Here is a 21,081-nt window from a genome sequence, read left to right as displayed (position 1 = left end):
GGCCGCGGTCACGATCGGCGCGGTCCCGCTGCGAGCGCGGTGGTGAACAGGCGGTCGAGCAACTCCGGGTACTCGACGCCGGCCGCCCGCCACATCTGCGGGAACTGCGACAGCTCGGTGAACCCGGGCAGCGTGTTGACCTCGTTGAGCACCGGCACGGTCCGCCCGTCGATCTCGGCCAGGAAGAAGTCGGCACGGAGCAGGCCGGCGCAGCCGAGCGCCCGGAAGGCGCGACGGGCGGCGTCGGACAGAAGCTCCAGGTGAGCCGGGTCGAGCTCGGCCGGGATGCGGAACTCGACCATGCCGGAAGTGTACTTCGCGTCGAAGTCGAAGAAGCCCTCCTGGGACTTCAGGTTGATCTCCAGCGCCGGGCCGACCTCGATCGAGCCGTCCGGGTTCTGCAGCACCGAGAGATCCACCTCACGGCCCACCACCGCCACCTCGATCAGCACCTTCGTGTCGTGCTCGCGGGCGTGCCGGACGGCGCGCGGCAGATCCGCCCAGTCGTCGACCCGGGAGACGCCGACGCTGGAGCCGCTGCACGACGGCTTCACGAAGACCGGCAGACCCAGCCGGGCCTTGTCCTCGGGGCTGATGTCCTCGGCGTCGCCCTCGCGGAGCACCACACCGTCGGCCACCGCGATGCCCTCGGCGGCGACGATCTTCTTGGTGAACTCCTTGTCCATCGAGGCGGCGCTGGCCGGCACGCCACTGCCGACGTACGGCACGCCGGCCAGGTCGAGCAGCGCCTGAATGGTGCCGTCCTCGCCGTACGGCCCGTGCATGACCGGGAACGCGGCCTGAACCGACTTGAGGGCTTCCAGCGCGTCGGTGAGGGTGCTGATCGGCGACCGGCCGTCCGCCTCCGGGTAGGCCGCTCCGGACACGATGGCGTCCGCGGTGTCCGGGCCGGTGTCCACGCCGACCTGCCAGCGGCCGTCCCGGGTGATCCGGATCGGCGTCACTTCGTACCGTGAGCGGTTCAGGAAGCGGAACACCGATGCGGCCGAGCGGCAGGAGACCTCGTGCTCCGCGCTCTGACCTCCGAAGATCACCGCGACCCGTACCTTGGAACTCTGCATCCGGGCATTGTCCGGCATGGGCCGTCCGGTGATCGTCAGCGATGTCCTTATGTTTTCTTTAAATCGGGCGATATCAGACACCTAACGGTCACTAAGGGTGATGGTCCGATATCGGCGTCCGGGCTGCCGGTGAGTTAACCGATCGATACCTGTGAAATCTCCCGGTAACACGGCCGTGGCGGGGATATCAGGCCGCAATCCCGGCGATCCTTCGTTTCTGTGGTTTGGGCGACAGAACGGACCTTTCCCGTCCCGTCGTGCCTGGATCCCCTGGTGGGCGGGGTCCTGGTCGGAGAGACGGGTCGGTTTTACGGGGCATGACGAGGGGTCTACTATTCGGCGACTGTACAAATGCGAACAATGAACGGCCGGAAAACCCTTGATCGCAAGGGCTGTCCATGGCCTTTCCGTTACCTTCCCGAGCTTTTTTCGTCACCATCGATACCTACGCTCCGGCGGATCTACTTCGTTCGGAGGGTCCACCTCGATGCGTTCCTATATACGCAGCGTGGGTGCCGCCGGATGGTCTCTCCCCGTACCGAGCCCTGCCGGGTTCCGTGCGCTGGGTGCTGCCGTCATGGCGACCGCGCTTGGTCTCAGCCTCACCGGCCCGGTGTCCGCGGCCACCGATGTGCCGTTCATCAGCGAGATCCACTACGACAACACCGGCACCGACGCTGGCGAGGCCGTTGAGATCGATGCCCCGGTCGGCTACGACCTGAGTGGCTGGCAGCTGTACCTGTACAACGGCAACGGCGGCGCCACCTACACGCCCACCACCACGCTCAGCGGCGTCGTTCCGGCCGCGGGTGTGCAGTCGTACTCGATCAGCGGTCTGCAGAACGGCGCGCCGGACGGCATCGCGCTGGTGAAGCCGGACGGCACCGTCGCCGAGTTCCTCAGCTACGAGGGCTCGTTCGTCGCGTCGGGCGGCCCGGCCGCCGGGCAGACCAGTGTCGACATCGGAGTCTCCGAGTCGGAGGCCACCCTCGTCGGACAGTCGCTGCAGAAGATCGACGGTGTCTGGAAGGCCGCGGCCACCAACAGCTTCGGCGCGAAGAACACCGCGTCGACGCCGGAGGAGCCGGACCCCGAGGAGCCGGGCGCCGGCTGCGCCGCCACGGTCACCCACTCGATCGCTCAGGTCCAGGGCACCGGAACCGCCACCCCGCTGGCCGGCTCCGTGGTGACCGTCGAGGGTGTCGTGACCGCCGACCACCGCACCGGTGGTTACAACGGCATCTACATCCAGACCGCCGGCAGCGGCGGCGACCGGCCGGTCGCCGCGGGCGCCGCGTCGGACGGCATCTTCGTCTACCTGACCGCGACCGCCGCGAACCACCCGACGGTGGCGATCGGCGACGTGGTCCGGGTGACCGGCACGGTCAGCGAATACAACGCGCTCACCCAGATCACCATCGGCGCGAAGACCGACGTGCAGGTCTGCTCCACCGGAGCGACCCTGCCCGCCCCGGTCGCGCTGACCCTCCCGCTGTCCGACGACGCCCGCGAGTCCGCCGAGGGCATGCTGGTCGCGCCGGTCGGCACGTACACCGTCTCGGACGTCTACAACACCAACCGGTACGGCGAGGTCATCCTCGCGGCCGGCAGTGTCCCGGCGCGGATCCCGACCGACATCGCCCGCCCCGGCAGCGACGCGGCGACCGCGCAGAAGGCCGCCAACAAGGCCGGCCGCATCCTGGTCGACGACGCCAAGACGACGAACCTCGCGTCGGCCGGTCTGCCGCCGACGTACATCACCAAGGACCAGCCGCTGCGGGTCGGCGACACCGTCGAGAAGTTCAGCGCCGGCGTTCTGAGCTACGGCTTCAGCGAGTGGCGTCTCCAGCCGGCCACCCCGGTCGACGCGACCACGCCGGCGATCTCCCGTACCACCTTCAAGGCCTCCAACCCGCGCACCAGCGCGCCGGCCGAGGTCGGCGGGGACATCCGGGTCGCCAGCTTCAACGTGCTGAACTACTTCGTCCACTTCGGTGGCGAGGCGCGCGGCGCGACCGACGAGGCGGCGAAGGAGAAGCAGGAAGCGAAGATCGTCTCGGCGATCAGCGCCCTGGACGCCGACGTCGTCGCGCTGATGGAGATCGAGAACTCGGTCCGCTTCGAGACCGTCGAGACCCAGCTGGCGCTCAAGACGCTGGTCGGCGAGCTCAACGCGGTCGACGGCGCGGGCACCTGGGACTACGTCCGGTCGCCGGCCGAGCTGCCGACGCCGGCCGAGCAGGACGTGATCACCAGCGCGATCATCTACAAGCCGGCCAAGGCCACGCCGAAGGGCGCGTCGAAGTCGATCAACGACGAGACGGTCTGGGGCAACGCCCGCGAGCCGATCGCGCAGACCTTCCACTCCGGCACCATCGACTTCACCGTGGTGGCGAACCACTTCAAGTCGAAGAGCGCCTCGGTCACGCCGACCGGCGACAACGTCGACACCGGTGACGGGCAGGGCGCGTACAACGGCGACCGGAAGCGTCAGGCGGCCTCGCTGGCCACCTTCGTCGAGGGCCTGGGCACCGACAAGGTGATCCTGCTCGGCGACTTCAACGCGTACGGCCAGGAGGACCCCCTCCAGGTCCTGTATGACAAGGGCTACTCGGACGCGCACGCCACGCACGCGCCGGACAAGTCCTCGTACGTCTTCGGCGGCGAGTCCGGCTCGCTGGACCACGCGCTGGTCACCGGCGAGTTCGCGAAGCGGATCACCGGCGTCGACATCTGGAACATCAACTCGGTCGAGTCGTTCGCCTTCGAGTACGACGGCTACGCGCCGTTCTACGAGAACGGCCCGTTCCGTTCCAGCGACCACGACCCGGTGGTCGTCGGCCTGGAGACCGGCCTGACCGCGCCGGTCAACCTGCAGCTGCTGAACATCAACGACTTCCACGGCCGGCTCGAGTCGCCGTCCACCGTCAACGGCCAGGCCGTCGGTGGCGCCGCTCAGCTCGTCGGGCTGATCGACCAGTTGCGGGCCGCGAACCCGAACACCGCGTGGATCTCGGCCGGTGACAACATCGGCGCCTCCACGTTCATCTCCGCGATCGACAAGGACAACCCGACGATCGACGCGCTGAACGCGGGCGGTCTGGCCGTCTCCGCGGTCGGCAACCACGAGTTCGACCAGGGCCTCGCCGACCTGACCGGCCGGGTCAGCGACCGGGCGAACTTCCCGCTGCTCGGCGCGAACGTGTACACCGAGGACGGCAAGCGCGTCCTGCAGGCCTACGACGTCCAGAACCTGGGCGGCGTGCGGGTCGGCTACATCGGTGTCGTCACCGAGCAGACCGGCTCGCTGGTCAACCCGGACGGCATCAAGGGCATCAAGTTCCGCGACCCGGTCGCCGAGGCGAACACCCTGGCCGCGCAGCTCTCCGACGGCGACGAGGCCAACGGTGAGGCTGACGTCCTGGTGCTGCTCGCCCACGAGGGCGCCCCGACCGAGCACATCGGCTCGGCCGAGGACCTGCAGGCCGACCCGGTCTTCGGGCCGTTCACCAAGGTGAGCGCCGAGATCGACGCCATCGTCAGTGGTCACACCCACCAGCCGTACGCCTTCCAGGTGCCGGTTCCCGGTGTGCCCGGCAAGACCCGCCCGGTCGTCCAGGCGGAGGACTACGGCGAAAAGCTCGGCAAGATCGTCCTGACCTACGACCCCGCCGTGGGTGAGGTCACCGCCTCGACGTCCGAGCTGATCACGGTCACCGGCTTCCCGGCGAACACCGCTGTCGCGAACATCGTCGCCGCGGCCAAGACGAACGCCACCGAGCTGGGCAAGGCCGAGCTGGGCAAGATCTCCGGGGACATCCTCCGGGCGTACACCAGCACCGGCGCGGAGAACCGTGGCGCCGAGTCGGTCCTCGGCAACTTCATCGCCGACGCCCAACTGGACCAGACCAAGGACGCCGGACGTGGTGGCGCGCAGATCGCCTTCATGAACCCGGGTGGTCTGCGAGCCGACCTGAAGTACGGCACCGACGGCACGATCACCTACTCGCAGGCCTTCGCGGTGCAGCCGTTCTCCAACGACGTGGTGACCCGGACCCTCAAGGGCTCGGCGATCAAGGCGGCGCTGGAGGAGCAGTGGCAGCCGGACGGTTCGGCTCGTCCGTACCTGCACCTCGGTGTCTCGAAGGGCTTCACCTACTCCTTCGACGCGAGCCAGCCGCGAGGCCACCGGATCATCGCCTCGTCGATCAAGCTGAACGGGGTCACCATCGACCCGAACGGCGACTACCGGGTGACGACCAACTCGTTCCTCGCGGGTGGCGGCGACAACTTCCCGTCCCTGATCAGCAAGGTCGGCGTGGTCACCACCGGTGACAACGACCTGACCATGCTGGTGAACTACTTCGCCCAGAACACCCCGATCACCGCGGACACCGTGTTCCGCGCCACCCCGGGTGTCCTGGACGGCACCGCCCCGACCGGCACCTACGCCTTGAACACCACGGCGATCTGGACCGGCCAGACGGTGACGCTGACCGAGACCGCGCTCGACGACGACGTCAGCGACAACTCGAAGATCACCCGGGTGGTCGACTGGGGCGACGGCAGCGCGACCCAGACCCTGGCCGCCGGTTCCACCACCGCGACGCACACCTACGCCGCGGCGGGCAGCTACCAGGTCACCGTCAAGCTGACCGATGAGGCCGGCAACAGCGGCACGGTCTCCGCGCCGTCCGCGGTCGTCGTCTCCACGCAGGCCGGCACCTTCAACCTCAACGCGAAGTCGATCTGGGTGTCGCAGTCGGTCACCCTGACCGTCGCCGGTGTCGCCGGCGCCACCGACCTCGCGGTGAACTGGGGCGACGGTGTCACGACCACGACCTCCGCGAACAACGGCACGGTGTCGCACGCGTACACCAAGGCGGGCCGGTTCACCGTCACCGTCACCCCGCGGAACGCGGCCGGCGCGGGCAAGCCGGTCACGGTCGGCAGCGTCGACGTCGTCAAGGACGTCTACAAGCCCACCGTCCGGCTCGACGTGCCGTGGTTCAAGGCGCTGAAGTCGTCCTGGAAGAGCGTCGGCGGAACGGTCGCCGACAAGGGCGTCGGCGTCGCTTCGGTGAAGGTCAAGCTGGTCCAGGAGCGTTCCGGCAAGTGGTACTACTACTCCGCCGGGAAGTGGACCAGGGCCACGTCGAAGTCGGTCGCCTCGGCCAAGGCGGCGGTGCTGGTCGTCACGCCGGATGCCAAGGGCAACTGGAAGACGGCGATCAGCGGTGTCGACCGGGGCACGCTGCAGATCAGCTACTGGGCCGTTGACAAGGCGGGCAACAGCTCCACCGCCGCCTACTACGCGGTTCGTATCACCAGGTAACACCGGCTAGCGAAGGCCCCCGCCGAAAGGTGGGGGCCTTTTCGCGTCCAACTACTGGCTGTATAACGCTTTCGCCACGCATACGGCCGACGCCCGCACGCCGTCCGTATCACCTGCCGTAACCAGTATCTTGATCACCGGGCTGGAGGTGTGTGGGCGATGGGCACTCGGACGGTTCGATTCTCATGGATCGTTCTTCTTGTCGGACTTGCGGTTCTCGTCGTCGGTATCGGACTCTCGGTCGGCGGCAGCGCGGACTGTGCGGACGTCGAAACACGCGCTGGCAACAAGTGCATCACTTACGGTGACGGGGCGGCCCGGACGCTCGACGAGGCGGCGGCCGAGGAGCACCCGGCCGCGCCGCTCACTCTCGGTCTAGGGGGGCTGCTCGCCGCCGCCGGTGTCTGGCTCGTCTTCTTCGCCGACCGCTCGGTCCGCCCGGCCACCGGTGTCGGCGACCGGATCGAGCTGGCCCGCCGACACGGCTGGCGGTTCGCCGACGTCGACCGGGAACTGCTCGCCGACTGGGCCGACAACCCGGACTTCGGTGCGGACCAGCCGGCGTACGCGGTGCTGCGCGGCTCCTTCGAGGACCTGGAGTTCGTGGTCTTCGACTTCCGTCGGCCGGGTTCCGGGTCGACCGGTACGGCATGGGTCGTCTACCTGCCGCACCCGTCCCGGACGTTCGTCGAATGGGCGACGGCCCAGCAGCCGCTGTACCGCCGCCCGCTCCACAAGGTCGGCGTCCGCGCCGACGCGATCGTCGACATCGGTCGGGAACAGCACCGCTCCACCGAACCGGACGCCGTCCTGCGGCAGATCCGCGCCCTGGCCGAGATCGTCCACCGCTTCGAGGCTCAGGCCGCCGCCAGCTCCTGAGCCGGTTCCGGTGGCCGGTGCCGGTCGGGAACCGACAGCGAGGTCCCCTCGACGTCCACGTCCGGCAGTACCCGGTCCAGCCAGCGGGGCAGCCACCAGGCGGAACGTCCGAGCAGGCTGAGTACGGCGGGCACGATCGTCATCCGTACCAGGAAGGCGTCGATCGCGACACCGAAGGCCAGTGCGAAGCCGAGGCTCTTGATGATCGTGTCGTCGGCCAGGATGAAACCGGCGAAGACGCTCATCATGATCAGCGCGGCGGCGGTGACGACCCGGGCGCCGTGCCGCATGCCGGTGACGATCGCGTCGTCCGGTGCCGCGCCGTGCACGAACTCCTCCCGGGTGCGGGTGACCAGGAAGACCTCGTAGTCCATGGCCAGACCGAACAGGATCCCGATCAGGAAGATCGGCATGATGCTGACGATCGGCCCGGTGGAGTCCAGCCCGATGAGCCCGGCCAGATGCCCGTTCTGGAAGACCGCGACCAGCGCGCCGAACGCGGCCGCCACACTCAGCAGAAAACCGGTGGTCGCCTTGATCGGCACGAGCACGCTGCGGAACACCAGCATCAGCAGGACGAACGCCAGACCGACCACGATCGCCAGGTACGGGATCAGCGCGCCGGACAACTTCTCCGAGACGTCGATGTTGATCGCGGTGGCGCCGGTGACCGCCAGGGAGGCGATACCCAGGTCCCGGATGTCGTGCACGAGCCGCTTGGTGGCCTCACTGGTGGGCGCGCTGGCCGGGACGACGGTGAGCATCGCGGTCGCACCGGCCGGGTCGACGACCGCTGGGGTGACCAGCACGACGTCGTTCAGCGCGGACACCGCCTTCTCCACGGTGGCGGCCACACCCGCGTCGGCGACCAGGATCAGCGGGCCGTTGAAACCCGGTCCGAATCCGGCGGCGAGTTGGTCGTACGCCTTGCGCTGGGTGGAGTCGACGGCGGCGGTGCTCTCGTCGGGCAGGGCCAGCCGCAGGTCGACGGCCGGAATCGCGACCGCGGCGATCACACCGAGGGCGGCGATCAGCGCGATCCAGCGGTGCCGTAGCACCCCACGGGCCCAGCGCTCGCCGAACGGGGTGCCGACGCTCGGCGCCTTCCGGGGCAGCACCCGGCGGCCGGCGAACCCGAGGATCGCGGGCACGAAGGTCAGTGTGACGAGCACGGCGACGGCGACGGTCCCGGCGGCGGCCAGCCCCATCGCGGTCAGGAACGGGATGCCGGTGACCGACAGCGCCGCCAACGCGATGATCACGGTGAGGCCGGCGAACACGACAGCCGATCCGGCGGTGCCGACCGCACGTCCGGCGGCCTCCTCGGCGTCCTCGGTGTGCGCCCGCTCGTGCCGGTAGCGGGAGATCACGAACAGCGCGTAGTCGATGCCGACCGCCAGGCCGAGCATGGTGGCCAGCGCCGACGTCGACGACGACAGGTCGAAGAAGCCGGTGGCGATCTGAATGGCGAGCATCCCGGCGCCGACCCCGATCAGGGCGGTGAGCAGCGGCAACCCGGCCGCGATCAGGGAGCCGAAGGTGATCACCAGAACCAGGGCGGCCACGCCGATGCCGATCGCCTCGGCCGCGTGGTTCTCCTCGGCGTTGACGGTGACCTCGCCGGAGAACTCGACGCCCACACCGTCGCCGGCGCGGACCGCGAGCAGGGCGTCCTTGGCCTCGGCGGTGACTTCGGCGACCGTTCCCGAGTAGGTGACGGTCGTGTATGCGGTCCGCTGATCGGCCGAGAAGACCGGATCGGCGACCGCGGCGACCTGCGGGGCCTGCCTCAGCCGGGCGACCGCGCCGGCCAGGCTGTCCGCGGTCAGCGGCGTGGCGCCGGTGAAGACGACCTTGGCCTCGGCTCCGCCGGACCCGCCGCCGAACTTCTCCTCGAGCACCTGAAGGGCACGCGACGACTCACTGCCCGGAATGGAGAACTCGCCCGTGGTCGGCCCGGAGAGCATCGCCGCACCGACCCCGAGTAGGGCGAGAACAGTCACCCAGACCGCGAGGGTCAGCCGGCGTCGCCGGAAGGAGAACCGGCCCAGCCGGTACAACAGGGTCGCCACGGGTGTTTCCTCCTACGACGGGCGCCGGACATACCGGGCTGTCCCATCGGACGAAACACCTGACGGATGAGGCCCCCTCAGGCCTGCCGGTAGGCGATGTCGGCGCGCTGCCGGCGCCACCTGTAGACGGCGGTGGCGAGGGTGATGACCGCCCAGGTGGCGACGATCGAGGCGGCGATCCACCAGCCGACCGCACCGAGCACGACGGCGGCCACGGTGATCACGGCGGCGAGGATGAAGAGCGGTAGCGCAGGGCGACTGGTTGATGACACGCTGAAGTTGCCGCCGCCCATGCGGGCGCAGAAATCGGGATCGTCACGCTGGAGCTGACGTTCGAGCTGGGCCAGTCGCCGGGTGTCCTCTTTGCTGAGCATGTCCGCTACCTTCCGGTCCGCCGCGCCGGTGAAGCATGGATCGAGATGGGGCGATCTCGATCTGGAGCCCATTGTTACCTGTGAGTTGCCGCTGTGATACGTCTTCGTGTGCCGAATTTTCGGTCCGTTCCGTTCCGGACAACAGGACCTGTAGAAATCCCCCGACTTCGGGTACAACGGTCCGGCTGATCAGTGGTGGCGGCCGAACTGTGCACGCAGGGTGCCGAGCGGAAGGCGCCGCGTGACGAGAGACCGGATCAATCGGACGATGCCCCGCAGATCATCCAGGGCGGTCGGCACGATGTCGACACGACTGTCCGGATCGTCCACCCAGTCGACCGGTACCTCGTGGATCCGCAGACCGGCCCGCTCGGCCAGGACCAGCAGCTCGGTGTCGAAAAACCAGGACGTGTCCTCGACCAGCGGCACCAGGCGATGTGCCACGTCGGCCCGGATCGCCTTGAATCCACACTGTGCGTCACTGAATCGCGCACGCAGCGTCACCCGCAGGATCGCGTTGTAGATCCGCGAGATGATCTCCCGCTTCGGGCCGCGCACCACCCGCGCGCCACGGGCCAACCGCGACCCGATCGCCAGATCCGAATGCCCCGAGAGCAGCGGCGCCACCAGCGGGAACAGTGCGCCCAGATCGGTGGAGAGATCCACGTCCATGTAGGCGAGGACCGCCGCGTCAGACCGCGTCCAGACATGCTTGAGAGCCCGGCCCCGGCCCTTCTCGGCCAGACGGACCACCCGGACCTCGGCGAACGCCGCGGCGAGGCGTTCTGCCACGGCCGACGTGCCGTCGGTGCTCGCGTTGTCGGCGATGGTGATCCGGAACCGGTAGGGCAGATGTGCCGCGAGATGACCGTGCAGCCGGCGGACGTTCGGCTCCAGATCGATCTCCTCGTTGTGGACCGGGACCACCACATCGAGCACCGGCGCGACGACCCGGCTCGTCCCCTCGTCCCGCGAGGCCAGCGTCGAAAGGCTCATGCGACAAACCTCCGCCACCCGCCTTTGCCGCCGATATAACCACCCTAAGAAGCGCCTGTGATTCCACATCAGAAGGTGGTACGGCTACGACTTCCACCAGCGCAGACGACCCCGAACCCCGCCTTCGGCGGCGACCGCGGGCGGGGCGGGCGGCTCCCCGGGACCGGGAGCCGCCCGCGAGTTCAACTCCGGGGCGCCGTCAGGTCGTACAGCGTGGTGCCGCCCACGGTTGTCGCGGTGTAGTTGGCGGTCACCCACTCGGAGATCCGACCGCTCTCGTCGCTGCCACCGTTGCCGCCGTTGCGGGCGAACCCGCCGCCACCGATGAAGTAGTGGATCTTTCCGTCGGCGACGTACTGCTGGAATCGAGCGAGCGTCGGCGACGGATCGGTGCCGTTGAACCCGCCGACCGCCATCACCGGCTTCTCGGTGGCCAGCTGGTAGCCGGACGCGTTCTGGGACCCGATCGCCGCCGCCACCCAGGTGTACCGATCGGCGTCCTGTTCGAGCAGGGCCTTCACCTCGTCGCTGACCGAGCCGGCGTTGAGCAGACCAGCCATGCCGCCACCACCACGGGCGCCCTGGCTCCCGCCGCCCGGCCGCGTCATCCCGCCGCCGTTCTGCGTGCCGCCGTTCTGCGTGCCGCCGTTCTGCGTGCCGCCATTCTGCGTGCCGCCGTTTTGTGCAGTGCCGTTTTGGCCGTTTCCGTTCGGCCCGCCGCCGGGGAACCGCTGGCCGCCGCCGTTCCCGCGACCGCCGCCGCCGGGCATGCCGCCACCGCCGGGCATACCGCCCCGGCCACCGGACGTCGCGGGCCCCGCTGTCGGGATCGACCCGGTGTGCGGTTGCGACGCGGTCTGTACCGCGTACGCCGCCGGCCCGGCCAGACCCACGATCACCGCGACCGTCGCGCCGACCAGGGCCGACCGCGCCGTGACCCGGACCGAGGCGACCACCGCGACCGCCGCCGACAGGCCCGCGACGAGCACCGGCCACCGCAGCCACGGGACGAAATCGCCGGTCCGCCCGAGTAGCGTGAACGACCACCACGCGGTTACCGCGATCGCCGCCGCCAGGGTGCCCGCCGCGTACGGATTCCTCCGGCGCTCCCACAACAGGGCCGCGCCCATGCCGGTGACGGCGCCGATCGCCGGCGCCAGCGCGACCGTGTAGTACGCGTGGAAGATGCCCTGCATGAAGCTGAAGATCAGCCCGGTGACCAGTAGCCACGTGCCCCAGACGACGAGCCCGGCGCGCTGCCGATCGGTGCGCGGTCGTCGTGCCGTGATCACCAGACCGGCCACCAGCAGGATCAGCGAAGCCGGCAACAGCCAGGAGATCTGACCGCCCTGCGCGCTGTTGAACAGCCGGTCCCAGCCGATCTCGCTCGTCCGGCCGGCCGCGTTGCCGACACTGCCGGTCTCCTCACCGTTGAGCCGGCCCAGCCCGTTGTAGCCGAGGGTGAGTTCGAGCAGGCTGTTGTTCTGCGACCCGCCGATGAACGGCCGCGCCGACGCCGGGATCAGGTCGACGATCGCGATGTACCACCCGGCCGACACGACCATCGCGACCAGCGCCAGCAGCAGTTGGACGAACCGTTTGAGGATCTTCGGCGGACCGGCGATGAGGTACGCCAGACCGAACGCCGGAACCACCAGGAGCGCCTGCAACTGCTTGGCCAGGAAGGCGAACCCGACCAGCGAGCCGGTCAGCACCACCCACTTGGTGGCGCCGGACTCGACCGCGCGCAGGATCGTGTACGTCCCGGCGACCATCAACAGCACCAGCAACGCGTCCGGATTGTTGAACCGGAACATCAGCACGGCGACCGGGGTCAGTGCCGAGACCAGCCCGGCGAGCAGTCCGGCGGCCGGGCCGAACCCGCGGCGCACGGTCGCGTAGAGCAATCCGGTCGTGGCCACACCCAGCAGCGCCTGCGGCACCAGGATGCTCCACGAGCTGAGCCCGAAGATCCGCACCGAGATCGCCATGATCCAGAGCGCGGCCGGGGTCTTGTCGACGGTGATCGAGTTCGACGCGTCGGACGAGCCGAAGAAGAACGCCTTCCAACTCTCCGATCCGGCCTGTACGGCGGCCGAGTAGAACGCGTTGGCCCAGCCCGACTCGCCGAGCCCCCAGATGTAGAGGACCCCGGTCAACAGCAGAAGGGCGTAGAGGGAGGGCCGGATCCAGGCGGCGTCGGTGCGGCCGAGCAGATGGCGTGCCACCCCGGAGCGATCACGGGGCGGGCCGGTCACGGGCGCCGCCGGTTCCTCGGCGGGCGCCTCCGGCAACAGCAGGGTCATCGGGGTACTCCAGAGCTGGCGGACTCGTACCGTCTGAACGGTTGTCGCTCGCGCTGTCGCTCTGTTGTGGCCTCCCTGTGGGACCCCTGTCAAACCCGGCTGATCCTCAGTGCTGTCTCAGCGACGCTGAGACAGCACTGAGAGCCGGCCTGCCCTTCAGCGGGAGCGGCGCTTCGCGGCGGCCGCGGCCAGGCGCTCCAGGACGCTGACCGTCGCGTCCCAGCCCATGCAGGCGTCGGTGACCGACTGGCCGTAGGTGAGCTCGCCGCCCAGGTCCTGCCGGCCCGGCTCCAGGAAGCTCTCCAGCATGACGCCGCTGATCGCGCGGTTGCCGGCCTCCATCTGCTGGGCGATGTCCTCGGCCACGATCGGCTGGCGCTTGTGGTCCTTGTTGCTGTTGCCGTGCGAGCAGTCGATCACCAGGCGCTCCGGCAGGCCCGCCTTGCGCAGCAGCGCCAGCGACGACTCGACGTCCTCGGCGCTGTAGTTCGGCTTGCCGCCGCCACCACGCAGCACCAGGTGACAGTCCGGGTTGCCGGTGGTGTGCAGGATCGCCGGGGTGCCGGAGTAGTCGATGCCGGGGAAGACGTGCGTCGCCTCGGCGGCCTGGATCGCGTCGACCGCGGTCGAGACGCTGCCGTCCGGGCGGTTCTTCATGCCGATCGGCATCGACAGGCCGGAGGAGAGCTGGCGGTGCACCTGCGACTCCACGGTCCGGGCGCCGATCGCACCCCAGGCCACGGTGTCGGCGATGTACTGCGGGGTGATCGGGTCGAGGAACTCCACGGCCACCGGCAGGCCCCGCGCGACGACCTCGAGCAGCAGCTTGCGGGCGATCCGCAGACCGGTGCCGACGTCACCCGAGCCGTCCAGCGCCGGGTCCATGATCAGACCCTTCCAGCCGACCGTGGAACGCGGCTTCTCGAAGTACACCCGCATCACGATCAGCAGGTCCTCGCTGAGCCGCTCGGCCTCCAGCTTGAGCCGGTCGGCGTACTCACCGGCGGCCTTCGGATCGTGCACCGAGCACGGGCCGACGACCACGATCAGGCGCTGATCTCGGCCATTGAGCACGTCCTCGACCTGCTTACGCCCGGCCAGCACGGTGTCGTGCAACTCGGTGGTCAGCGGCAACTCGTGGTGCAGGAGCGCCGGGCTCATCAGCGGAACGACCTTCTCGATCCGCTGGTCACGGACTCGCTGCACCTCAGGGGCGGTCATGGTGGTCTCTCTCCTTCGACCGGCCCTGGGTCAGAGCCGGTTTGCTCGGGGCAAACAAAAAGGCAGCGACGTCGTCGCTGCCTCAGCCGGCTCTGGCGGGTGTCTCAGGTCATGCGGTCATGGCCGAGGCACCGGCTTGAGCCGGCCTCGTAAACCAATAGAACGACCACGTGCGAGACATGCCCGCCAGCATAGCCACTTCAGCCGACCGGGTGCAGCATCTGGGGCCGCTGTTCAGCTGTTGGGACGACAGGCGGCGGCCCGAGCGGGAGCATCACGGTGAAAACGGTCTGACCGGGACGACTCTGCACACCCACCTTGCCCCGGTGCGAGGTGACCACGGCGTGCACGATCGACAGGCCCAGACCGGTGCTGCCGGCGGCCCGCGAACGGGAACTGTCCCCACGCGCGAACCGCTCGAAGATCCGCGGCACCACATCCGCCTGGATGCCCGGGCCGTTGTCGATGACCTGGATCACCGCGGCATTCGGCACCGCGCCCACCTTGACCGTGACGGTCGAACCCTCCGGGGTGTGGGTACGCGCGTTGGCCAGCAGATTCGCCACCACCTGATGCAGGCGGGCACCGTCGCCGATCACGGTCACCGGCTCGTCCGGCAGATCCAGCTGCCAGTAGTGCGACGGGCCGGCGGCGTGCGCGTCACTCGTCGCGTCGACGGCCAGCATGGTCAGGTCGACCGGGTCCTGGGCGAGCGGGCGGCCGGCGTCCAGGCGGGCCAGCAGCAGCAGGTCCTCGACCAGGGCGGTCATCCGTTTGGCCTCGGACTCGACCCGGTTCAGCACGTGCGAGATCTCGTCCGGGACGACCTGGCGACTGCGGCGGCTCAGTTCGGCGTACCCACGGATCGCGGCGAGCGGGGTGCGCAGCTCGTGGCTGGCGTCCGCGACGAACTGGCGGACCTGCATCTCCGACGCGTGCCGCGCCTCCAGGGCGTTGCCGACGTGGTCGAGCATCCGGTTGAGGGCGGCGCCGACCTGCCCGACCTCGGTGCGTGGATCGGTGTCGGACTCCGGGACTCGCTGCGCGAGCCGAACCTCACCGCGGTCCAGCCGCAATTCCGACACGCGCGTCGCGGTCGCCGCGACCCGATCAAGGGGCTTGAGGGTACGGCGGACGATGAGCGCCCCACCCCACCCGGCGATCAGCAGCGAACCGGCGATGACGCACCCGGTGAACGCAGCGACGGTGAGCAACGTGCCGTTGACCTGCTCCAGAGAGATCCCGATGTAGTAGACGCTGCCGTCCTGCTTGACGACTCTCGTCATGCGGTACTGCGGGAGGCTGCTGCCGAGGTTGACGTCGACCTTTTCGCCGCTGTCGGGCACATCCTCCAGAACGGCCGCCTGCGCCTCGGCATCGAGCTCGATGACTTGGTCAGGTGTCGCGGAATACGAGAGGTCGACCTTGCCGCCGTCGAGCGTGTTCCCGGAGAGCAACTCCAGGACGATGGCGTCGTCCGGGATGCCGCCGAAGTTGTTGCCGTCGTTGTCATTGTCGTTGGGCGTGGGTGTGTCGCCCTTCGTCGAGTTCGACGGCTTGAACTTGCCGCCCGGTGGCGGCCGGAATCCGATCCGCTTGCTGAGATCGTCGAGTTCGGTGTCGATCTGCTTGTGCAGCGAGGTGTACAGGTAGAGCTCGGCAGTGCCGCCGACGACCAGGCCCAGTACCGTGAGAAGGCTGATCATGATGGCGACGATCCGGGTACGCAACGGCCAGCTCGCGGGATCGCGCCAGCGGGCGGGGCGTTGGGCTCGGGTCGGGGCGGCGGAGGGCATGGTCAGTCGGCCGGCTTCAGGACGTAGCCGGCGCCGCGCATGGTGTGGATCATCGGCGCGCGGCCGGCGTCGATCTTCTTGCGCAGGTAGGAGATGTAGAGCTCGACCACGTTCGCCTGCCCTCCGAAGTCGTAGTTCCAGACCCGGTCGAGGATCTGCGGCTTGCTCAGCACTCGCCGCGGGTTACGCATGAGGTAGCGCAGCAGTTCGAACTCGGTCGCGGTCAGCGTGATCAGGTCGCCGCCGCGGCGCACCTCGTGCGAGTCCTCATCGAGTGTGAGGTCACCGACGACCAACTGCGACTCCGTACGCATCGGGGCGTGCCCCATCCGCCGCATCAGACCACGCAGCCGGGCCACCACCTCCTCGAGGCTGAACGGCTTGGTCACGTAGTCGTCGCCGCCGGCGGTGAGGCCGGTGATCCGATCTTCGACGGAGTCCTTGGCGGTGAGGAACAGGACCGGCACCTCGGGGGACTCGCCACGCAGCCGGCGCAGGACCTCGAGACCGTCGATGTCGGGCAGCATCATGTCGAGGACGACGGCGTCGGGGCGGAAGTCGCGGGCGGTGCGGACGGCGGTCATGCCGTCACCGGCGCTCTTCACATCCCAGCCCTCGTAGCGGAGCGCCATCGAGAGCAGCTCGGCCAGGGTCGGTTCGTCATCGACCACGAGCACCCGGACCGGGGTCCCGTCGGGCCGGCGGAGCTCGGTGCTGGGTTCTGCGTTCGCCATCGTCATGCCCCCAACTGTGGTGCCTGACGCTCAGCGCCGGCTTTCCGTTTCCTGTGTACCAGCTGTGCCTCTGACACAGCCGCGGCAGACGAACCGCACAGTTGGTACACATCCGTTTTCGGCACGGTGAATCAGGTGCATGAGGATCGGAGCGGAGCGGCGTAACGAGCAATAACAATAAAACGGACATAATGTACGGGTGATGCTGTGGCGTCGATTCCTGGCCGTGTTGTCCGCCCTGGTCCTGATGGTGATGATCCTGCTCGCGCCGTCGATCCGCGCCGACCCGGCCGAGCCCCGCCGCCCGGAGAGCACCGGCTGGGTCCCGGAGCCGCCGGGCTCGAACGAGCTACCCGGCGGCGGCCTGAGCCCGATGCTGCTCGCCGCACTCGGCGGCTACCTCCTCACCGGTGGCCTGGCCCTGCTCCTGCTACGTCGCTGAGGCCGGCCGGCTCTCCGGGCCGTCCAGCGCCGGCGCAGAACGGCCCGGAGAACCGGCCGGGTTGTTGACGATCTCTTATCGGGGGAACACTCGATGTTGGGGCGATGTTGTGCGAGCGTTGGTCAAAGCGCGGCGCGAGCGTCGGTGAGCGTAGAGGAGTTGCACGATGGATCTTCTCGAGGACTACCGCAGGGCCACCTTCTTCTTCGAGTCCGGCGACCCGCTCGGTGCCGCCAGACTGCTCGAGCCGATAGTCGAGGCGGAACCGCACAACACCGCGGTCCGCCAGCTGCTGGCCCGGGCCTACTTCAACTCGGCGCAGCTGAATGGGGCGGAAACCCAGCTCAGGGTGCTGGTCGAGCATGATCCTTCGGATCACTACGCGCACCACGTGCTCGGCCGGACCCTGGAGCGGGCCGGCCGTTTCCGTGAGGCCTTACCGCACCTGCGCCTGGCCGCTGCGATGAAGACACAGACCGACTACCAGGAGGCGGTCCGCCGGGTCGAGACATGGCTCGGCAAGTCGTCGGCGGCGTAGGGTCTCGATCGTGAAGCTGAAGCTGGACCTGCACGACATCTTCAACAAGGGTCACGAGATCGACCGCGCCCTCCGGGGAATCATCGACGAGGCCATTCAGAAGAAGGCCGCCATGGTCGAGATCATCCCCGGCAAAGGCAGCGGGGCCCTGAAGAAGAAGGTCATCCGCTTCCTCGACCAGAAAGAGATCAAGCAGCTCTACCACCGGGTCGAGAAGGACGGCGACAACTGGGGCCGGCTCTTCGTGCACTTCCGCCATGACGCACCCACCGGGCGACGCGGCCGAGGCCGTTGAGAGCGGCGGCCGTGGGGAAAAGCGGCCGCCGAAAGCGGAGAAGTCGGAAAGCGGCTAGCCGACGCTGAACCACAGGGCGTTGGCCAGGGGCGACTCGGCGCTCCGCAGCCGGGTCAGGGTCACCTCGGCGCCGCCCGGCAGGTCGTAGAGACGAGTGCCGTCGCCGAGCAGCACCGGAGCGATGAAGACCAGGATCTCGTCGAGCAGCCCGGCGGCCAGTGCCTGCCGGGCCACGTCGGCGCCGAGCACGTTGACGTAGCGGTCACCGGCCGCCTGCCGGGCGGCGGTGACCGCCTCGTGCAGGTCGGACCCGAACGTGACGTCGGGCGGCGACTGCGCGGGCGGGTTGTGGGTCAGCACGAAAACCGGACCGTGCCAGGCGCCCGACATCGCGCCCTCCTTGTCGGTGCCCTTGTTCGGATCGTCGCCGCCGAACGTGCGGTTGCCGACGAGCATCGCGCCGATCTCCGGCACCAGCGCTTCGGCTGTCGGGTTCGGGCCGAGGAACGGGGTCAGCCACGACATGTCGCCGCCCGGGCCGGCGATGAAGCCGTCGAGTGACATGGTCACCGAGTACAGGGTTTTCGCCATGACTCCACCTTTTACCCGAATCGGCCGCGGGTAGCCGTACCCCTCAAAGGGTGTAGGTCTTGGCGACCGCGACCAGCTCGCTGCTGTGCGAACCGAGAACGCCGACCCCCGGAGGCCTGGGCTGGAAGCCCGGAAGGGCGGAGAGATCGTCGCTGCCGTCCATGGCGCGGAAGGTGACCGGTCCGGCGGACCGGACCGTGAGGCTGATCTCGATGCCCTCGTCCGGCGGCGCGTGAAAGACGAAACCCCAACCCGACGGGCCACCCTCGAGGGTACGGCTACCGATCCGCGCCGAGACCACCTCGGCCGACACGTGCAACGTGGTGAAGCGGACCGCACGCTGCGGGTCGAGGCGCAGCCGCATCGTGCGCTCGTCACCCGCCCGATCATCCGAGAGCAGAGTGAGCGCCGGCGCGGGCAGGGTGGCCGCCTGAGCCGGGCCGGACCGCAGTTCCTCCGCGCCGAAGGCCGGCAGGGTGTCGGTGACCGTGGCCGGATCACCGTCGAGATACTGCGCGGTCCACTCCTGCGGGTTCGTCTCCTCGCTCAGCCAGCGGGCCGTGCCGTTGTCGGCGTCCAGCGCGTACATGAGGTGGGTCAGCGACGGGTGCTCCGCGTCGAACCGGTCGACGACCAGACCGGTCACCGTGCATCCGAGCGCTGCCACCGCCGCGACCAGCGTCGGTACGGCGCCGAGGCGGCGCGCCTTCAGCGCCTCCATGCCGCGGGCGCCGCTCGGCGCCGGGTGGAGCAGGTCGAGGACCGGCAGCAGCGACAGGCCGAGCAGCACGGTGAGGAACGCGCCGACTCCGGCCATCGGCATGCCGAGCGCGGGGAAGAGCATCACCACGGTCGGCAGCAGGATGACCGTCGGGATCAGCGCGCCGACGATCAGCACCGCCACCGCGGTCTTCGCGCCGACACGGGTCGCGATCAGGGCCGACACCGCGACCGACAGGGCCGGCAGTGCGGCCAGGTAGGAACCGCCGGGCGCCAGCGCGGCCAGCCCGACACCGAACACGGCGAGCCAGGTCAGGCCGCCGACGGCCATCGCGGCCGGGCCGATCCGGCGACGCAGGAGGGCATACCAGGACAGGACGATTGCCGCGGAAAGGGCGATCACCGCAAGGCGGTACCACATCGGACGGTACGGGTCGATCGGCAGTCCGGCGTACTCCGGTCGGACCAGTTTCAGCAGCGCCCACAGGCCCTGCGCGAGCACCGGCGCCGCGATGATCGGCAGCAGGGCCAGCCCGATCGCGCCGGCCACCCGGCGCCGCACCACCCAGCCCAGCGCGGCCACGGCGACCAGGGCCAGCAGAGCCAGCGGCCACACCAGACCGCCCGGGTAGCGCACCAGCAGCCCCGGCACCGGGAAGTAGGTGGCGTCGCCGCTCTCCTTAAGCTCCCGCAGGTCGAGGGCGCCGAATTCACGGGCCAGGGCGAGCGCGTTGGCACCGTGGTGCTGGAGGCTGTCCCGGTCCATCGACTCCGGCTTGTCGGTCGGCGCGTGATAGACCGCCGCGCCGTCGATGTAGGCCGTGTTCAGGCCCTGGAACAGCGCCGACTCCCGGAACGGGGTGAAATCGGTGTCGTTCGGCAGCAATCGGTAGATCTCCACGGCGAAGGACGTCCCGACCGGGTACGGCGTCTTCGCGTACGTCTCGACCAGCCGCGCATTACCGGCCGACGTCTCGAACATGATCGCCGGACCGCTGCTGCCACGCGCCTCCAGGTTCAGCGCCACCCCGCCGTTACGGGCCAGCGGATGCTGCTCCACGAACGCCTTCGCCCCGCACAGACACGCCTCCTCGGCGTCGGTGAGCACCAGCACCACGTCGTTGCGCGGCCGCTCACCGGCGATCAGCGCCCGGGCCGTCTCCAGGATCGTCGACGTGCCCGCCCCGTCGTCGTTGGCGCCCGGTGCGACCTGGGCCGAGTCGTAGTGCGCGACCAGGAACACCCGTCCGGTCGACGCCGTGCCGGGGATCACCGCGACCACGTTGCGGACCCGGGCCAGGCCGGTGCCGCCGGCCGACGAGGACAGGCCGGCGCCCTGCTCGGACACCACGTCCTGCACCTCGGGGGACAGGCCCAGGCTGGTCAGCGTCGTGATCAGGTGATCCCTTACCCGATCGCCGGCGGGGCTGCCGGCCGGGTGGGGGGTGGCGGCGATCGTGCGTACCGTCTCGAAAGCGCGCTCCGCGCTGAACTCGCCCGCCGCGTCCGTCGCCGGGCGTGCCGCCGGCGGTTGAACCGAACGGACCGCGGCGAGCCCGGCCAGCACCAGAACGGCCAGGACCGCCGCCGCGGCGAGACCGCGATGAGCCGGCCGGGAGAGAGCGGAGTCACGCATGGGGACATCTAACAGTCCGGGTACGCCCGGCGGGTACCCCGAAGATCCATCGGAACGTGCAATA

The 21,081-nt window shown here is 69.3% G+C and carries 14 protein-coding genes and 1 pseudogene; 5 read left to right on the top strand and 10 right to left on the bottom strand.

The annotated features are described in order from the left end of the window. Positions 1-8: 8 nt before the first annotated feature. Positions 9-1,082 carry a D-alanine--D-alanine ligase family protein gene (locus Q0Z83_RS41265; protein ID WP_317788848.1) on the bottom strand — a complete coding sequence of 358 codons (1,074 nt, stop codon included), beginning with the start codon at positions 1,080-1,082 and terminating at the stop codon, positions 9-11. A 577-nt stretch (positions 1,083-1,659) separates the two neighbouring features. Here Q0Z83_RS41265 and Q0Z83_RS41260 point away from each other — a divergent pair. Both Q0Z83_RS41260 and Q0Z83_RS41255 read left to right on the top strand, forming a co-directional pair. Beyond that, positions 1,660-6,417, top strand: coding sequence for an ExeM/NucH family extracellular endonuclease (locus tag Q0Z83_RS41260; RefSeq protein WP_317788846.1), 4,758 nt, complete (start codon positions 1,660-1,662; stop codon positions 6,415-6,417). Positions 6,418-6,576: 159 nt separating this feature from the next. Then, positions 6,577-7,296 carry a hypothetical protein gene (locus Q0Z83_RS41255; RefSeq protein WP_317788845.1) on the top strand — a complete coding sequence of 240 codons (720 nt, stop codon included), beginning with the start codon at positions 6,577-6,579 and terminating at the stop codon, positions 7,294-7,296. On the opposite strand, the gene Q0Z83_RS41250 is transcribed toward Q0Z83_RS41255, so the two are convergent. The 7 genes and pseudogenes from Q0Z83_RS41250 to Q0Z83_RS41220 form a co-directional block, all read right to left on the bottom strand. Further along, positions 7,275-9,368, bottom strand: coding sequence for an MMPL family transporter (locus tag Q0Z83_RS41250; RefSeq protein WP_317788844.1), 2,094 nt, complete (start codon positions 9,366-9,368; stop codon positions 7,275-7,277). The two genes, Q0Z83_RS41255 and Q0Z83_RS41250, sit on opposite strands and share 22 nt — an antisense overlap. A gap of 77 nt (positions 9,369-9,445) precedes the next feature. Next, entirely contained in the window at positions 9,446-9,742 is a 297-nt protein-coding gene (locus tag Q0Z83_RS41245; RefSeq protein WP_317788843.1) for a DUF3040 domain-containing protein, read from the bottom strand. A 198-nt stretch (positions 9,743-9,940) separates the two neighbouring features. Then, positions 9,941-10,738: pseudogene (locus Q0Z83_RS41240) on the bottom strand (dolichyl-phosphate beta-glucosyltransferase); the annotation flags it as partial. 182 nt (positions 10,739-10,920) lie between these two features. Then, complete coding sequence (locus tag Q0Z83_RS41235) at positions 10,921-13,044, bottom strand: ArnT family glycosyltransferase (protein WP_317788842.1); 2,124 nt, start codon at positions 13,042-13,044, stop codon at positions 10,921-10,923. 156 nt (positions 13,045-13,200) lie between these two features. Continuing rightward, a complete protein-coding gene (locus tag Q0Z83_RS41230) occupies positions 13,201-14,265 on the bottom strand; it encodes a 3-deoxy-7-phosphoheptulonate synthase (RefSeq protein WP_317788841.1) in 1,065 nt (354 codons plus the stop codon). A 200-nt stretch (positions 14,266-14,465) separates the two neighbouring features. Beyond that, positions 14,466-15,971, bottom strand: coding sequence for a HAMP domain-containing sensor histidine kinase (locus Q0Z83_RS41225; protein WP_317788840.1), 1,506 nt, complete (start codon positions 15,969-15,971; stop codon positions 14,466-14,468). A gap of 92 nt (positions 15,972-16,063) precedes the next feature. Next, complete coding sequence (locus Q0Z83_RS41220) at positions 16,064-16,801, bottom strand: response regulator transcription factor (protein ID WP_317788838.1); 738 nt, start codon at positions 16,799-16,801, stop codon at positions 16,064-16,066. A gap of 196 nt (positions 16,802-16,997) precedes the next feature. Between Q0Z83_RS41220 and Q0Z83_RS41215 the strand changes: the two genes are divergently transcribed. The 3 genes from Q0Z83_RS41215 to Q0Z83_RS41205 all read left to right on the top strand — a co-directional run bounded on the left by Q0Z83_RS41215 (position 16,998) and on the right by Q0Z83_RS41205 (position 18,070). Then, positions 16,998-17,237 carry a hypothetical protein gene (locus tag Q0Z83_RS41215; RefSeq protein WP_317788836.1) on the top strand — a complete coding sequence of 80 codons (240 nt, stop codon included), beginning with the start codon at positions 16,998-17,000 and terminating at the stop codon, positions 17,235-17,237. Positions 17,238-17,403: 166 nt separating this feature from the next. Beyond that, positions 17,404-17,775 (top strand): tetratricopeptide repeat protein, encoded by a 372-nt coding sequence (locus Q0Z83_RS41210; protein ID WP_317788835.1) that lies wholly within the window; start codon positions 17,404-17,406, stop codon positions 17,773-17,775. A gap of 10 nt (positions 17,776-17,785) precedes the next feature. Next, on the top strand, positions 17,786-18,070 hold the full coding sequence (locus Q0Z83_RS41205) for a Smr/MutS family protein (protein WP_317788834.1): 285 nt from the start codon (positions 17,786-17,788) through the stop codon (positions 18,068-18,070). A 54-nt stretch (positions 18,071-18,124) separates the two neighbouring features. Here the strand turns inward: Q0Z83_RS41205 and Q0Z83_RS41200 are convergent, their stop codons facing one another. After that, positions 18,125-18,661 carry a dihydrofolate reductase family protein gene (locus Q0Z83_RS41200; protein WP_317788832.1) on the bottom strand — a complete coding sequence of 179 codons (537 nt, stop codon included), beginning with the start codon at positions 18,659-18,661 and terminating at the stop codon, positions 18,125-18,127. Between the two features lie 43 nt (positions 18,662-18,704). Next, on the bottom strand, positions 18,705-21,017 hold the full coding sequence (locus tag Q0Z83_RS41195) for a M28 family peptidase (protein ID WP_317788831.1): 2,313 nt from the start codon (positions 21,015-21,017) through the stop codon (positions 18,705-18,707). Positions 21,018-21,081 lie beyond the last annotated feature (64 nt).

This window comes from Actinoplanes sichuanensis, from assembly GCF_033097365.1.
Classification (GTDB): Bacteria; Actinomycetota; Actinomycetes; order Mycobacteriales; family Micromonosporaceae; genus Actinoplanes; species Actinoplanes sichuanensis.
Note: the sequence above shows the minus strand (reverse complement) of the source record. Positions and strands in the feature narration are given on the sequence as shown.

Coding starts and splice junctions, on each gene's coding strand:
- Q0Z83_RS41215 (WP_317788836.1), top strand. CDS start 16,998: ATGCTGTGGCGTCGATTCCTGGCCGTGTTGTCCGCCCTGGTCCTGATG.
- Q0Z83_RS41235 (WP_317788842.1), bottom strand. CDS start 13,044: ATGACCCTGCTGTTGCCGGAGGCGCCCGCCGAGGAACCGGCGGCGCCC.
- Q0Z83_RS41195 (WP_317788831.1), bottom strand. CDS start 21,017: ATGCGTGACTCCGCTCTCTCCCGGCCGGCTCATCGCGGTCTCGCCGCG.
- Q0Z83_RS41210 (WP_317788835.1), top strand. CDS start 17,404: ATGGATCTTCTCGAGGACTACCGCAGGGCCACCTTCTTCTTCGAGTCC.
- Q0Z83_RS41220 (WP_317788838.1), bottom strand. CDS start 16,801: ATGACGATGGCGAACGCAGAACCCAGCACCGAGCTCCGCCGGCCCGAC.
- Q0Z83_RS41265 (WP_317788848.1), bottom strand. CDS start 1,082: ATGCAGAGTTCCAAGGTACGGGTCGCGGTGATCTTCGGAGGTCAGAGC.
- Q0Z83_RS41245 (WP_317788843.1), bottom strand. CDS start 9,742: ATGCTCAGCAAAGAGGACACCCGGCGACTGGCCCAGCTCGAACGTCAG.
- Q0Z83_RS41225 (WP_317788840.1), bottom strand. CDS start 15,971: ATGATCAGCCTTCTCACGGTACTGGGCCTGGTCGTCGGCGGCACTGCC.
- Q0Z83_RS41230 (WP_317788841.1), bottom strand. CDS start 14,265: ATGACCGCCCCTGAGGTGCAGCGAGTCCGTGACCAGCGGATCGAGAAG.
- Q0Z83_RS41255 (WP_317788845.1), top strand. CDS start 6,577: ATGGGCACTCGGACGGTTCGATTCTCATGGATCGTTCTTCTTGTCGGA.
- Q0Z83_RS41260 (WP_317788846.1), top strand. CDS start 1,660: ATGGCGACCGCGCTTGGTCTCAGCCTCACCGGCCCGGTGTCCGCGGCC.
- Q0Z83_RS41200 (WP_317788832.1), bottom strand. CDS start 18,661: ATGGCGAAAACCCTGTACTCGGTGACCATGTCACTCGACGGCTTCATC.